14 protein-coding genes are annotated in these 14,378 nt (G+C 68.7%); 10 read left to right on the top strand and 4 right to left on the bottom strand.

Features of this window, described 5'->3' with window-relative positions; genetic code table 11:
• Positions 1 to 78 precede the first annotated feature (78 nt).
• Positions 79 to 1,089, top strand: a complete 1,011-nt coding sequence (gap, locus tag F3J15_RS20825; RefSeq protein ID WP_059500962.1) for a type I glyceraldehyde-3-phosphate dehydrogenase — start codon at positions 79 to 81, stop codon at positions 1,087 to 1,089.
• Between the two features lie 76 nt (positions 1,090 to 1,165).
• Here the strand turns inward: gap and F3J15_RS20830 are convergent, their stop codons facing one another.
• Positions 1,166 to 2,068, bottom strand: a complete 903-nt coding sequence (locus F3J15_RS20830) for a LysR substrate-binding domain-containing protein (RefSeq protein ID WP_166893758.1) — start codon at positions 2,066 to 2,068, stop codon at positions 1,166 to 1,168.
• A gap of 150 nt (positions 2,069 to 2,218) precedes the next feature.
• Between F3J15_RS20830 and F3J15_RS20835 the strand changes: the two genes are divergently transcribed.
• The 4 genes from F3J15_RS20835 (at position 2,219) to F3J15_RS20850 (ending at position 6,701) form a co-directional block, all read left to right on the top strand.
• Positions 2,219 to 2,992 (top strand): SDR family NAD(P)-dependent oxidoreductase, encoded by a 774-nt coding sequence (locus tag F3J15_RS20835; protein ID WP_060194647.1) that lies wholly within the window; start codon positions 2,219 to 2,221, stop codon positions 2,990 to 2,992.
• 165 nt (positions 2,993 to 3,157) lie between these two features.
• Positions 3,158 to 4,606 carry an MFS transporter gene (locus tag F3J15_RS20840; RefSeq protein ID WP_166893760.1) on the top strand — a complete coding sequence of 483 codons (1,449 nt, stop codon included), beginning with the start codon at positions 3,158 to 3,160 and terminating at the stop codon, positions 4,604 to 4,606.
• A gap of 69 nt (positions 4,607 to 4,675) precedes the next feature.
• Positions 4,676 to 5,632 (top strand): 2-hydroxyacid dehydrogenase, encoded by a 957-nt coding sequence (locus tag F3J15_RS20845; protein ID WP_089483420.1) that lies wholly within the window; start codon positions 4,676 to 4,678, stop codon positions 5,630 to 5,632.
• Between the two features lie 10 nt (positions 5,633 to 5,642).
• A complete protein-coding gene (locus F3J15_RS20850) occupies positions 5,643 to 6,701 on the top strand; it encodes an L-idonate 5-dehydrogenase (protein ID WP_166893762.1) in 1,059 nt (352 codons plus the stop codon).
• A gap of 102 nt (positions 6,702 to 6,803) precedes the next feature.
• Here F3J15_RS20850 and F3J15_RS20855 read toward each other — a convergent pair whose 3' ends face one another.
• On the bottom strand, positions 6,804 to 8,003 hold the full coding sequence (locus F3J15_RS20855; protein ID WP_166893764.1) for an MFS transporter: 1,200 nt from the start codon (positions 8,001 to 8,003) through the stop codon (positions 6,804 to 6,806).
• Between the two features lie 313 nt (positions 8,004 to 8,316).
• Here F3J15_RS20855 and cynR point away from each other — a divergent pair, with 313 nt between their 5' ends.
• The gene (gene cynR / locus F3J15_RS20860; RefSeq protein ID WP_166893766.1) at positions 8,317 to 9,177 is read left to right on the top strand and encodes a transcriptional regulator CynR; all 861 of its coding nucleotides are present in this window, start codon (positions 8,317 to 8,319) and stop codon (positions 9,175 to 9,177) included.
• 45 nt (positions 9,178 to 9,222) lie between these two features.
• Here cynR and F3J15_RS20865 read toward each other — a convergent pair whose 3' ends face one another.
• Positions 9,223 to 9,945, bottom strand: a complete 723-nt coding sequence (locus F3J15_RS20865) for an FCD domain-containing protein (RefSeq protein WP_166893768.1) — start codon at positions 9,943 to 9,945, stop codon at positions 9,223 to 9,225.
• A 212-nt stretch (positions 9,946 to 10,157) separates the two neighbouring features.
• On the opposite strand from F3J15_RS20865, the gene F3J15_RS20870 reads away from it, so the two are divergent.
• From F3J15_RS20870 to F3J15_RS20880, 3 genes are all read left to right on the top strand, one after another.
• A complete protein-coding gene (locus F3J15_RS20870) occupies positions 10,158 to 11,480 on the top strand; it encodes a C4-dicarboxylate transporter DctA (RefSeq protein ID WP_069247116.1) in 1,323 nt (440 codons plus the stop codon).
• Positions 11,481 to 11,586: 106 nt separating this feature from the next.
• Positions 11,587 to 12,594, top strand: a complete 1,008-nt coding sequence (gene alc / locus F3J15_RS20875) for an allantoicase (RefSeq protein WP_166893770.1) — start codon at positions 11,587 to 11,589, stop codon at positions 12,592 to 12,594.
• 14 nt (positions 12,595 to 12,608) lie between these two features.
• Positions 12,609 to 13,127 carry an ureidoglycolate lyase gene (locus F3J15_RS20880; RefSeq protein ID WP_166893772.1) on the top strand — a complete coding sequence of 173 codons (519 nt, stop codon included), beginning with the start codon at positions 12,609 to 12,611 and terminating at the stop codon, positions 13,125 to 13,127.
• 179 nt (positions 13,128 to 13,306) lie between these two features.
• Here the strand turns inward: F3J15_RS20880 and fur are convergent, their stop codons facing one another.
• Positions 13,307 to 13,735, bottom strand: a complete 429-nt coding sequence (gene fur, locus F3J15_RS20885) for a ferric iron uptake transcriptional regulator (RefSeq protein WP_043191276.1) — start codon at positions 13,733 to 13,735, stop codon at positions 13,307 to 13,309.
• Positions 13,736 to 13,876: 141 nt separating this feature from the next.
• On the opposite strand from fur, the gene F3J15_RS20890 reads away from it, so the two are divergent.
• Positions 13,877 to 14,378, top strand: a 502-nt coding sequence (locus F3J15_RS20890; RefSeq protein ID WP_166893774.1) for an outer membrane protein assembly factor BamE, incomplete at its 3' end; no start/stop codon positions are given.

The following is a 14,378-nucleotide window of genomic DNA, read 5'->3' on the forward strand; positions in this document are numbered from 1 at the left end:
CGATGCGCGCCACCCCTCGCGCGCGTCGCACCGTGAAGCTGCACGAAACGAATTTTTTCAGCCATCAGGAGATAGACCATGACGATTCGCGTCGCAATCAACGGCTACGGCCGCATCGGCCGCAACACGCTGCGCGCGTTCTACGAGAACGGCAAGAAGCACGACATCGAGATCGTGGCGATCAACGATCTGGGCGATGCGAAGACCAACGCGCACCTGACCCAGTACGACACCGCGCACGGCAAGTTCCCGGGTGAAGTGTCGGTCGACGGCGACTACCTCGTCGTGAACGGCGACAAGATCCGCGTGCTGGCGAACCGCAACCCGGCCGAACTGCCGTGGGGCGAGCTGGGCGTCGACGTCGTGATGGAATGCACGGGCTTCTTCACGACGAAGGAAAAGGCCAGCGCGCACCTGAAGGGCGGCGCGAAGAAGGTGATCATCTCGGCACCGGGCGGCAAGGATGTCGACGCCACGATCGTCTACGGCGTGAACCACGACGTGCTGAAGGCCGAGCACACCGTCATCTCGAACGCATCGTGCACGACGAACTGCCTCGCGCCGCTCGTCAAGCCGCTGAACGACAAGATCGGCCTCGAAACCGGCCTGATGACGACAATCCACGCGTACACGAACGACCAGGTGCTGACGGACGTCTACCACGAAGACCTGCGCCGCGCGCGTTCGGCCACGCACAGCCAGATCCCGACGAAGACGGGCGCTGCTTCGGCCGTCGGCCTCGTGCTGCCGGAACTGAACGGCAAGCTCGACGGTTACGCGATCCGCGTCCCGACGATCAACGTGTCGATCGTCGACCTGTCGTTCATCGCGAAGCGCGACACGACGGTCGAGGAAGTCAACGCGATCATGAAGGAAGCATCGGAAGGCGCGCTGAAGGGCATCCTCGGCTACAACGACGCACCGCTGGTGTCGATCGACTTCAACCACAACCCGGCTTCGTCGACGTTCGACGCCACGCTGACCAAGGTGTCGGGCCGCCTCGTCAAGGTGTCGAGCTGGTACGACAACGAGTGGGGTTTCTCGAACCGCATGCTGGATACGGCTGTCGCATTCGCGAACGCGAAGTAATCCCGCACGTTGCGCGGCCGCCGCACGGCGGCCGGCGCGGCGAACGAGCCCGGCCCGGTTTTCCGGCCGGGCTTTTTTATTGCCCGCCGCTATTGCTCGATATTGCCGTCACTTGCTCGAGCGCCGCGACGAACGCGCGCTTCAGCGGGCTGTCGAGGTCGGTCCACGCGAGGCCGATGCCGGTGCGGTGTCCGGCCAGGTCGAGCGGCCGCGCGAGCACGTTCGGCGGCAGCGCGCTGGCGGCTTCCGCCGGAATCAGCCCGATGCCCATCCCCGCCGCGACGAGCGCGAGCATCGTCGTGAATTCCCCGAACTCCTGCGCGATCTCGAGCGTCGTGCCCGCGCGGCTCAGCGCGAGCAGCATGTCGTCGTGAAAGCCCGGCGCGTAGCGGCGCGCGAGCACGAACGCGGGCTGGCCGCGCAGCGCGGCCGGCGAGATCGCATCGTGCGCGGCGAGCGGATGGTCGAGCGGCAGCGCGACGACGAAGCCTTCCTCCAGCACCACGCGCGTGTCGATACCCGCATACGCGGCCGGCAGCCGGATCATCCCGAAATCGATCCGCCGGTCGCGCAGCGCGGCGATCTGGTCGGGCGTCGGCAGGTCCTTCAGTTCGAGCGTGATCAGCGGATAGCGCTCGCGCATCGTGCGCAGCACGGCCGGCAGCAGCACGGGCAGCACCGACGACACGAACGCGATCCGCAGCGTGCCGATCTCGCCGCGGCTCGACAGCCGCGCCATCTGCTCCGCGCGCGCGGCCTGCTGCAACGTGGCCCGCGCCTCGGGCAGGAACACGCGCCCCGTATCGCTCAGTTCGACCTTGTGCCGGTCGCGCTCGAACAGGCGCGCGCCGAGTTCTTCCTCGAGCGCCTTGATCTGCATGCTCAGCGCGGGCTGCACGATGAACAGGCGCTGCGCGGCGCGCCCGAAATGCAGCTCTTCCGCGAGCGTGACGAAGGCGCGCAATTGCTTGAGTTCCATGGGCGGCGGGCAGGCGAGGGCGGTGATCAAGTTTCATGATAACCGGATCAAAAAAGACCATTGGTGCGGCCCCGGCCGGCAGCCGAAGATACCGTCAACGCGAGACCGGCCGCAATGGGCCGCCGGCTCGACTGGCACGAGGAGACACGCATGACCCACGCGCTTGAACGGTTCCGCCTCGACGGCCGCCGCGCACTGATTACCGGTTCCGGACGCGGGATCGGGCTGACGCTCGCCCGCGGGCTGGCCGAAGCGGGGGCGGCGATCGTCATCAACGATCGCAATGAGGAGAAGGCCGCGACGCTCGTGCGGCATCTGCGCGAGGAAGGCTTCACGGCCGACTACGCGGTATTCGACGTCGCCGAGCACGCGCAGGTGCGCGCGGCGATCGACGATTTCGAGGCGCGCGTCGGCGCGATCGACATCCTCGTGAACAACGCGGGCATCCAGCGCCGCGCACCACTCGACGCGTTCGAACCCGACGATTGGCATGCGCTGATGCGCGTGAACCTCGACGGCGTGTTCAACGTCGCGCAGGCCGTCGCGCGGCACATGATCGCGCGCGGCCGCGGCAAGATCATCAACATCTGCTCGGTGCAGAGCGAGCTCGCACGGCCGACGATCGCGCCGTATGCGGCGACCAAGGGCGCGGTGCGGATGCTGACGAAAGGGATGTGCGCCGACTGGGCGCGCCACGGCATCCAGGCGAACGGCCTCGCGCCCGGCTATTTCGAAACCGAACTCAACCGCGCGCTGGTCGATGACGCGGCGTTCTCGGACTGGCTGTGCAAGCGTACGCCGGCTGGCCGCTGGGGGCGCGTCGACGAGCTGTGCGGCGCGGCGATCTTCCTCGCGTCGGCCGCATCCGATTTCGTGAACGGCCAGACGCTGTTCGTCGATGGCGGCTTGACCAGCGCCGTCTGAGCGGCGGCGCGCCCGCGGCGCCCGCGGCGTGCGCGGCGTGCCGTTGCGCCGGCTGTGGCCGGCATCCGAATTCCCAGAAGAGCCCGCCGCACGAGCGGGCCGATGTCCCGGTCGCGCGATGCGCCGCCGGGTTCCGGAACGGAAGGCAGGAGACAGGAGACAACGATGGATCGCATTTCCCCGCCGCCCGCGCGGCACGATGCAGGGTCCGGTGCGCCGGGCGGGACCGTCGAGCGCCGCGGCGTCGACACGAAGCAGCTCAACCGCGCGGCATGGACCTGTTCGCTCGGCAGCGCGCTCGAATACTACGATTTCGCGTTGTACACGCTCGCATCGGCGCTGGTGTTCGGGCCGCTGTTCTTTCCCGCGCAGACCGCCGAGATGCGGCTGATCGCGAGCTTCGGCACCTACTTCGTCGGCTTCGCGGTGCGCCCGCTCGGCGGCGTCGTGTTCGGCGTGCTCGGCGACCGGATCGGCCGCAAGTTCGTGCTGACCGCGACGGTGCTGCTGATGGGGATCGCGAGCACGCTGATCGGTGTGCTGCCGACCTTCGCGACGGCCGGCTACTGGGCGCCCGCGCTTCTGATCCTGCTGCGCATCCTGCAAGGCCTCGGTGCCGGTGCGGAGCAGGCGGGCGCTGCGGTGCTGATGACCGAATACGCGCCGCCGGGCAAGCGCGGCTTCTATGCGTCGCTGCCGTTTCTCGGCATCCAGCTCGGCACGGTGCTCGCGGCGGCCGTCTATTTCCTGCTGCTCGCGAACATCGACCGCGTCACCGACGGCTGGGGCTGGCGCGTGCCGTTCCTGTTCAGCGCGGTGATCGTCGCGGTCGGGATCTACATGCGCGTGCGGCTGCACGAGTCGCCGACCTTCGTGCGGCTCGAGAAGCGTGCGCAGGTCCTGGCGAATCCGCTGAAGAGCGCCGTGCAGCATTCGAAGCGCTCGCTGCTGATCGGCATCGGCCTGCGGATGGCCGAGAACGGCGGCTCGTCGATCTATCAGGCGCTCGCGGTCAGCTATCTCGCCGGCGCGATCGGGATGAAGGGGCCGATCGGCGCGCTCGCGCTGGTGTGCGCGGCGACCGTCGGCGCGTGCACGGTGCCGCTGGCCGGCTGGCTCAGTGACCGTTTCGGCCGGGTGCGCGTGTATCGCACGTTCGCGTGGCTGCAGCTCGCGCTCGCGTTCCCGGTGTGGTGGATCTTCAGCCATGGCAACGTGGTCGCGAGCGTGATCGCGATCTCGGTCGCGCAGGGCTTCGCGAACTGGGGGATGCTCGGCGCGCAGGCCGCGCTGCTGCCCGAACTGTTCGGCGCGCGCCATCGCTACATGGGCGTGTCGTTCTCGCGTGAAGTGTCGGCGGTGCTCGCGGGCGGGATCGCGCCGCTCGTCGGCGCGACGATCATCGCGACCGTGATCGCGCTGCACGGCGGCGACCATGCGGCCGGCGTGCGCGCGTGGGTGCCGATCGCCGCGTACCTGGTGCTGCTGACGCTGATCACGCTGTTCACGACGTCGCGGATGCCGGAAACCTTGAACCGCGATCTCGACGATCCGCGCGACGCGGCGCAGGCGACGCCGGCACCGGGCGCCGATCCGCTCGCGCGGCACGCATGAACGGGCCGGGCGGCTGACGCGGCCCGGCACGCTTTCGCATTCCACTTATCTCGACAGGAGCAAGCGCAGATGGCGCACGAATCGACCCAGCGGCCCGAACTGCTGATGACGGGCCCTTACCAGCCGTGGGACGACGCATGGCTGTCGGCAGGCTATGACGTCCACCGGCTGTGGGAGGCCACTGACCGCGCGGCGTTCCTCGCCGAACACGGCGCCGGCGTGCGCGCGATCGCGACGCGCGGCGATCTCGGTGCGAATGCCGCGCTGATCGCCGCGCTGCCGAAGCTCGAGATCATCTCCTGCTACGGCGTCGGCACCGATGCGATCGATCTCGCCGCCGCGCGCGAGCGCGGCATTCGCGTGACCAACACGCCCGACGTGCTGACCGGCGACGTGGCCGATCTCGGCGTCGGGCTCGCGCTCGCGATGATGCGCCGCATCGGCGCAGGCGACGCATACGTGCGCTCCGGCGCATGGCGCGATGGCGACATGCCGCTCGTCACACGGCTTTACGGCAAGCGCGTCGGCGTGGTCGGCTTCGGCCGGATCGGCACGACGATCGCGCGCCGGCTGTCGGGCTTCGACGTCGAGCTCGGCTACTTCGACGTCGCACCGCGCGCGGACAGTCCGCACCGCTTCTTCGGCGACCTCGCCGAGCTGGCCGGCTGGTGCGACCTGCTGATCGTCACGCTCGCGGGCGGGCCGACGACGCGCCACCTCGTCGACGCCGCCGTGCTCGACGCGCTGGGGCCGCAAGGCTATCTGGTGAACGTGTCGCGTGGCACGACCGTCGACGAACCGGCGCTGCTCGACGCGCTCGAGCGCAACGCGATCGCCGGCGCGGCGCTCGACGTGTTCTGGAACGAGCCGCGCATCGACCCGCGCTTCCTCGCGTTGCCGAACGTGCTGCTGCAGCCGCACCATGCGAGCGGCACGATCGAGACGCGCCAGGCGATGGGCTGGCTCGTGCGCGACAACCTTGCCGCGCACTTCGCCGGCGAGCCGCTGGTCACGCCGGTCGTCTGAGGAGGCTGTCATGCGTATGCGTTGCATGTGTGTCGTGATCCACGGGCCGAACGACCTGCGGGTCGAAGAGCAGGACGCGGGCGAGATCGGCCCGGGCCAGGTGCGCGTCGATGTCGCGATGGGCGGCATCTGCGGCTCCGATCTCCATTATTTCCGGCACGGCGGCTTCGGCGCGATCCGGCTGCAGCAGCCGATGGTGCTCGGCCACGAGGTGGCCGGCACGGTCGCGGAAGTCGCGCCGGACGTGACGTCGGTGAAGGTCGGCGATCGCGTCGCGGTCAATCCGAGCCGGCCGTGCGGCGCGTGCCGCTATTGCCTCGAAGGGCTGCCGAACCAGTGTCTCGACATGCGCTTCTACGGCAGCGCGATGCGGATGCCGCACGTGCAGGGCGCATTCCGCAACGCGCTCGTGTGCGACGCGGTGCAGTGCGTGAAGGTCGCCGATCACGTGCCGCTGTCGCTCGCGGCGCTTGCCGAACCGTTCGCGGTCGGCCTGCATGCGGTGTCGCGCGCGGGCTCGCTGATCGGCAAGCGCGTGCTGGTGTCGGGTTGCGGGCCGATCGGCGTGCTGGCGGTGGCGGCGGCGCGTGTGCACGGTGCGGCGGAGATCGTCGCGACCGACGTCGTCGAGGAGCCGCTGGCAGTGGCGAGCGCGCTCGGCGCCGACCGCACGATCAACGCGGTGGTCGATGCCGGCTGGGTCGAGCGCTACGGCGCCGACAAGGGCACGTTCGACGTGATGATCGAGTGTTCGGGCAATGCGCGCGCGCTGCGTGACGGGCTGGACGTGATGCGTCCACGTGGGGTCGTCGTGCAGCTCGGGCTCGGCGGCGATGTCAGCCTGCCGCAGAACGTCGTGGTCGCGAAGGAGTTGTCGATCTGCGGGTCGTTCCGTTTTCATGCGGAATTCGCGCTCGCGGTACAGCTGATCAACGCGGGGCGCGTCGACCTGCGTCCGGCCGTCACGCGCGTGTTCCCGATGCGCGATGCGAACCTCGCGTTCGAACTGGCCGGCGACCGGCAGCGCGCGATGAAGGTGCTGATCGACTTCGCGGACGAGGCGGCGTGACGATCAAGCGCTAGCGCGCGACGGACGCTATCGGCGTCGTCAACAGAAGGCACGCCCGCGGTTCGCGGGACGTGCCTTTTTTCATGGTGGCGAGGAAACGACTTACTGCGTGACCTGCCGCACGCCGACGCGCTGCGATGCGAGCCACAGCGCGATCAGCACGCCGGCAAGCGCAGCGCCCGCGACACACACGCCGCGCCAGCCGTCGATGCCGTACGCGACGCTCGCCGCGAACGACCCGAACGCGCCGCCGATGAAGTAGCTCGTCAGGTAGATCGTCGTCACGCGGCTGCGCGCGTTGCCGGCCAGCGCATAGATCACGCTCTGGTTCGAGATGTGCATGCCCTGCACGCCGATGTCGAGCAGCAGGATGCCCGCGATCAGCGCCGCGAGCGAGTGCGCGCCGGCGGCTATCAGCGCGAACGACGCGAGCACGGCCGCCGCGAACAGCCCCGTCGCTGCATTGCCGTGGCCGCGATCGACGAGCCGGCCGGCCGACGTCGCCGCGAGCGCACCCACCGCGCCGACGATGCCGAACAGGCCGATCTGCCCTTCGGAATAGCTGTACGGCGGCTGGCTCAGCAGGAACGTGAGGCCCGTCCACAGCAGGCTGAAGCACGCGAACACGAGCGCGCCGTAGGTCGAGCGCAGCGCGATCAGCGGTTGCGCGCGCACCAGCGCGACGAGCGACTTCATCAGCGCCGCATAGTCGAGGCGCGCATCGCGACGATCCTTCGGCAGCTTAACGGCGAGCACGGCGGTCAGCGCCGCCACCATCACCGCCGCGATGCCGTACACCGCACGCCAGCCGAACCCGTCGGCGATCGCACCGGCCGCGACGCGCGCAAGCAGGATGCCGAGCAGCAGCCCGCTCATCACGGTGCCGACCGCGCGGCCGCGCGAGCGCGCATCGGCGAGTGACGCGGCGAACGGCACGAGCAGCTGCGTCGAACAGGTGACGAAGCCGACCGCGACGTTCGCGACGACGAACATCGTGAAGTTCGTGCTGAACGTGACCGCGACCAGCGCGACGACGTTGAGCATCAGCAGCCGCACGATCAGCGTATGACGGTTGACCGCGTCGCCGAGCGGGACGATCAGCAGCAGGCTCGCCGCGTAACCGAGCTGCGTCAGCGTGACGAGATAGCCGAGCTCGGTCGGTGCGCGCCCGAAGCTGCGCGCGATCGCGGCGAGCAGCGGCTGCGCGTAATAGATGTTGCCGATGACGATGGCGCACGCGCAGGCGAACAGCAGCGTCATGCCGCGGGTCAGGGGAGGATGGGTGTCGTGATGCGGTTCCATGGTCGCGAAAAACAGCGGCGCCGGCCGGCGGCATGGAGCCGTCGGATGCGCGGGGTGGACGGAAATCGGGGCCGGCGTCGACGGATCGGCGGTGAGCCGATGCGCGCCGGGCGGATCGCGGCCGGGCCCGGATCGGGCCGGCGGCGGATCGTCGTGCGGCGGGCGGACGCAGGGCGGGCCCGGGCGAGCCGCTCCGGTGCGGCGACAGCGGTCATGCACGGGAACGGATGTGCGTATGATGCGGGAATCGAACCATAGCGTCCAAGACTGGATCGTTATGCTCTCCATTGGTAGAACCAATACCTCTGCCGCCATGCTCCTCCGCCACATCCGCTATTTCCTGGCCGTCGCCGAGCAGCGCAGTTTCACGCGCGCGGCCGACGCGCTGCACGTCTCGCAGCCGACGCTGTCGCAGCAGGTGCGCCAGCTCGAGGACACGCTCGGCGTGCAGTTGTTCGACCGCTCGGGCCGCACGGTGCAGCTCACCGAGTTCGGCGAAGTCTATGCGCGCCATGCGCGCGCCGCGCTGCACGACGTCGCCGATCTCGGCAGCGGGTCGCTGCGGCTCGCGATGATGCCGACCTTCGCGGCCTACCTGAGCGGCTCGCTGATCGACGCGTTCCATGCCGACCATCCGAACGTCGCGCTGACGATCGACGCGATGCCGCAGGAGCGCATCGAGGCGCTGCTCGCCGACGACCGGCTCGACGCGGGCTTCGCGTTCATGCCGCCGCGCGCGCCGGACATCGACGCGCTGCCGCTGTGGGACGAGCCGCTCGCGCTCGTGACGGGCCGCACGCATCGTCTCGCACGGCGCCGCCGCGCGCTGACGCCGGCCGAGCTCGGCGGCGAGCCGCTGGTGCTGCTGAGCCGCGCGTTCGCGACGCGCGAGCGCATCGACCGGTATTTCATCGAGCACGGCGCGCAGCCGAAGATCGCGATCGAGACGAATACGATCAGCGCGGTGCTGGCGCTCGTGCGGTGCGGCCGGCTCGCGACGGTGCTGCCCGACGCGGTCGCGCGAGAGAGCGCCGACCTGTGCGCGCTGGAGATCGATCCGCCGCTGCCCGCGCGCACGGCCGCGCTGCTGACACGCAAGGGCGCGTACCGCAGCGTCGCGGCGCGTACGTTCATCGCGCGTGCGCTCGCGTATCGGGACCCGTCGGGAGCTTGACCGGTACGACCGGGCGGCGCGCGCAACGGGCGGCCGCCTGGGCCGTCATATGCGGGGTGTCGGGAAGAAGATGCCCGCGCGCTGCGCGGCGTTCGCGATGTGTGTTTCGATCGCAATGCCGGCGGCGCCCGCATCACGCGCGATCAGCGCGTCGACGATCGCGCGGTGCTCCTGCCACGTCGACAGCAGCAGCTCGCGCCGGTAGAACGGCATGCGCTGGCTTTCCTTCATGATGTCCGCGCTGCTGCGCAGCACCGATTCGATCGCCGCGTTGCCGGCGAGATGGATGATCCGCATGTGGAAGTCGAAGTCGAGCTGCGACGCCTCGTCGAGCGCGCTTTCGGTGAGCGCGACGTGCAGGTCGGCGAGGTTGTCCTCGAACCACGCGATGTCGTCGTCGCTGACGACGTGCGCGGCCATCCGCGCGGCGAAGCCTTCGAGCGCATAGCGCATCTGGTACGTGTCGGGCGGCGACGACTGCTCGGCGAAGCGCCATGCGTGCGCGGCCGTGGCCTGCGCGCTTTCGACATACACGCCCTTGCCGGCGCGGATGCGCAGCATCCCGAGCGCCTCGAGCGTCGACAGCGCCTCGCGCAGCGACGCGCGGCTGATCTCCAGCTCCTCGGAGAGCTGGCGCTGGGCCGGCAGCAGGCTGCCGACCGGATAAACGCCTGCCTCGATCCGGTCGCGGATCGTCGCGATGGCGGCGTCGGTCACGGTATGCGGAACGTTTTTCATGATGTGAACTTTGGCCGGTCTGACCGGCATTGTAATCCGCACGCAGGCGGTGCATGGCCGGCCTACGGGAAAGCCACGATCTGCCCCTGTCCGATGCATCGAAGCCAGGCGGGCAGGGGCGGGAAATCCCTATTTTGTCCGTCCTTGACTCGACTATATCGGCTTCCTACTATCCACCATAACATCACTGGTCTTACCAGTATGAACAGACGAAACTGCAACCGTTGGATCGGGAGAGCGCCGTGTCGAAATTCCTCAATTCGCTGTTTGGCCGGGTAGTCGTCGCATTGATTCTAGGGATCGCGCTCGGCGCGTTCTTCCCGCATTTCGCCGAGTCGTTGCGACCGCTCGGCGACGGCTTCCTGAAGCTGATCAAGATGGTGATCGGGCCGATCGTGTTCTGTGTCGTGGTCAGCGGGATGGCAAACGCGGGCGACCTGAAGAAGGTCGGCCGGGTCGGCCTGAAGGCCGTCATCTACTTCGAGATCATGACGACGCTCGCGCTCGGCATCGGCCTCGTCCTCGCGTGGCTCACGCGCCCGGGCGTCGGGATGAACATCGACCTGCGCTCGCTCGACGCGGCGTCGCTGTCGACGTACGCGAAGAACGCCGAAAGCCTGAAGGACACGGCCGGCTACCTGATGAAGATCATCCCCGAGACCGCGATCGACGCGTTCGCGAAGGGCGACATCCTGCAGATCCTCGTGTTCGCGGTGCTGTTCGGCTCCGCGCTGTCGCTGCTCGGCGACAAGGCGCAGCGCGTCAACTCGCTGATCGAGGAACTGTCGCACGTGTTCTTCCGGATCATCGGCTTCATCATCAAGCTCGCGCCGCTCGGCGTGCTCGGCGCGATCGCGTTCACGACCGGCAAGTACGGCGTTGCGTCGCTCAAGCAACTCGGCTACCTGGTCGCGGTGTTCTACCTGAGCTGCTTCGTGTTCGTCACGGTCGTGCTCGGCGTCGTGATGCGGCTCGCGGGCTTCTCGGTGTTCAAGCTGATCCGCTACCTGCGCGAGGAACTGTCGATCGTGCTCGGCACGGCATCGTCGGACGCGGTGCTGCCGCAGGTGATGCGCAAGCTCGAATACATGGGCGTGAAGGATTCGACGGTCGGCCTCGTGATCCCGACCGGCTATTCGTTCAACCTCGACGGCTTCTCGATCTACCTGACGCTCGCCGTGCTGTTCATCGCGCAGGCCACCAACACGCCGCTGTCGACGCATGACCTGATCGTCGTGCTGCTCGTGTCGCTCGTCACGTCGAAGGGCGCGCACGGGATCCCGGGCTCGGCGATCGTGATCCTCGCGGCGACGCTGTCGGCGATCCCGGCGATTCCGGTGCTCGGCCTCGTGCTGATCCTGCCGGTCGACTGGTTCGTCGGCATCGCCCGCGCGCTGACCAACCTGATCGGCAACTGCGTCGCGACGGTGGTCGTCGCGGTGTGGGAGAACGACATCGATCGTGCCCGCGCGACACGCGTGCTGAATCGCGAGCTGCGCTACGTGCCGGCCGAAGAGGAAGACCGCGCGGCGCCGGTCGCCGGCGACCAGGCTCACGCGCTCTGAGCGCACCCCCCCGCGCGGGGCGGCTTCCCCTGGTCGTCCCGCGCAACCGAATTCATGTGGCCGGCGCCTCGATGCGCCGGCACATCATCAAACAACAGGAGACGACATGGCAGCCCCCATCCTCGATCCGAATGCGCCGGCCTTTACGCGGCGTTACATGAACCTCGCCGACCCGCGCCTCGGGGCGCAGGCGCTCTTTGCCAGCGATGAGTTCTTCGCACCGAAGGAGCGCATGCTGAATCCCGAGCCGGCCGTGTTCATCCCCGGCAAGTACGACGACCACGGCAAGTGGATGGACGGCTGGGAAACGCGCCGCAAGCGCACGACCGGCCACGACTTCTGCGTGGTGCGGCTCGCGCGGCCGGGCGTGATCCACGGCGTCGACCTCGATACGAGCCATTTCACCGGCAACTTCCCGCCGGCCGCGTCGATCGACGCGTGCGTCGCCGAAGGCGACACGCCGCCTGACGACGCGCAATGGCGCCCGATCGTCCCGGCGACGACGCTGCAGGGCAATTCGCATCACTACGTGAGCGTCGACGATGCGCAGCCCTATACGCACCTGCGCGTGAACCTGTACCCGGACGGCGGCCTCGCCCGGCTGCGCGTATACGGCCAGCCGCAGCGCGACTGGCGCCAGGTGCCGGCCGGCGAGCTCGTCGATCTCGCGGCGATCGAGAACGGCGGCTACCTGGTGGCCGCGAACAACCAGCACTTCGGCCCGGCCTCGCAGATGCTGATGCCGGGGCGCGGCGTGAACATGGGCGACGGCTGGGAAACGCGGCGGCGCCGCGAGCCCGGCAACGACTGGGCGATCGTCGCGCTCGCACGGCCGGGCATCATCCGGCGCGTCGAGGTCGATACCGCGTTCTTCAAGGGCAATTTCCCCGACCGCTGCTCGCTGCAGGCCGCGCGGGTGGCGGGCGGCACCGACGATTCGCTCGTCACGCAGGCGATGTTCTGGGCCGAACTGCTCGGCGAGCAGAAGCTGCAGATGGACCACGTCCACACGTTCGACCAACTTGCCTCGCTCGGCCCCGTCACGCACGTGCGTTTCAACATCTTCCCGGACGGCGGCGTGTCGCGCCTGCGTCTGTGGGGCGAGCCGGCTTGAAGGAGGGCAAGGGCATGAGCGAATTCCGGATCCTGCGCGTCGAGCGCCTGACGCGCGAAGCGTTCGCGCCGTTCGGCGACGTGATCGCGCTCGAAGGCGCGCGTCATTTTCCGATCAACGGCGGCACGACCGAGCGCTTCCACGATCTCGCGACGATCGACGTGTGCGCGGACGGCGGCCGCCCGCTCGTCAGTGTGTTCCGCGCGCAGCCGCGCGCGCTGCCGGTCGCGGTCACGCTGATGGAGCGCCATCCGCACGGCAGCCAGGCGTTCATCCCGCTCGCGGCCGTGTCGCGCTACGCGATCGTCGTCGCGCCGGCCGGCGAGTTCCGGCCCGACGCGATGCGCGCGTTTCTCGCGGAAGGCTGGCAGGGCGTGAACTATGCGAAAGGCGTCTGGCACCATCCGCTGCTCGCGCTCGACGCGGTCAGCGATTTCGTGATCGTCGATCGCGGCGGGCCGCAGCCGAATTGCGACGAGATCCCGCTCGAGCGCGCGTGGGCGCTCGAGTTCGAGCCGGCCTGCGCGGCCTGACGCAAGGGCAACGCCCGGCTCCGGCTTGCCTGACGGCAGCCCGGGCGGGCGTGTCGAAGGGTTTTCGAAAGGCTGGGGCGCACGATTCACGCGGCGGTGTGCCGCCGCTATCCTGAAAAGAACACGGCCCGGGCGGCGAGATGCCGGCCGGGCCGTGCTGCGTGCGCGAGGCGCGCGAATCAGTGCTTGCGGTGCGGGCAGTTTTCGGTCGTGCAGGAACCGTACATCGCGAGCGAGTGCTCCTGGAGCTTGAAGCCGCGCTCCTTCGCGATCGCCTGCTGGCGGCCTTCGATCTCGGCGTCGAAGAATTCCTCGACACGGCCGCAATCGAGGCACACGAGGTGGTCGTGGTGCGAGCCTTCGTTCAGTTCGAACACGGCCTTGCCGGATTCGAAGTTGCTGCGCGTGAGCAGGCCGGCCTGCTCGAACTGCGTCAGCACGCGGTAGACGGTGGCCAGCCCGATGTCGAGCTGCTCGTTGAGCAGGTTTCGGTAGACGTCTTCTGCCGTCAGGTGGCGCACCGGGCTTTGCTGGAAGATCTCGAGAATCTTGAGGCGCGGTAGGGTGGCCTTTAGCCCGATATTCTTGAGATCCGTCGGATTGGTCATGGCTAGGCATCCCTAGAGTACAATGCAGGGCTTCAATGTTACCGGCTTTTCGCCGTTCCAGAAACACGCGCGGCCTGCACACGGGCCTGCACGGTGAGGGAAATGATTCCAGAATCTCTTTCGCACTTTCAGAGGAGCCGCATGCGGAGTGTCATCATCGCTGCCGCCGCCGTTGCCGCGCTGGCTGGTTGTTCGTCGTACGACAGCGTGACGCAGCGCATCGCGCAGAGCATCACCCCCTACCGGATCACCGTCGTGCAAGGCAACTTCGTGTCGCAGGAGAAGGCCGCGCAGTTGCAGGTCGGCATGTCGCGCGAGCAGGTGCGCGCGTTGCTCGGCACCCCGCTGCTGGCCGACATGTTCCACGCCGACCGTTGGGACTACCTCTTTTACTTCAAGCGCGGCTCGACGGCAGTCGTCCAGCAGCGCGATCTCGTCGTGACATTCTCGGGCGATCGCCTGGCGAGCTGGACGGGGGCGGACAACCTGCCTTCGGAACTCGACCTGCTGGCCGATATCGACGGCGACCGCGGCGGCAAGAAGGCGAAGGCGGCCGCAGCGGCGAAGAAGGCCGCCGAGGCTGCTGCCGCCGCGAGCGCCGCGCAAGCGGCCGCGAGCGCGCCGGCGCCGGAGGCTGTCGCCA

Source organism: Burkholderia sp. Ap-955, from assembly GCF_011753045.1.
GTDB classification, from domain to species: domain Bacteria; phylum Pseudomonadota; class Gammaproteobacteria; order Burkholderiales; family Burkholderiaceae; genus Burkholderia; species Burkholderia lata_D.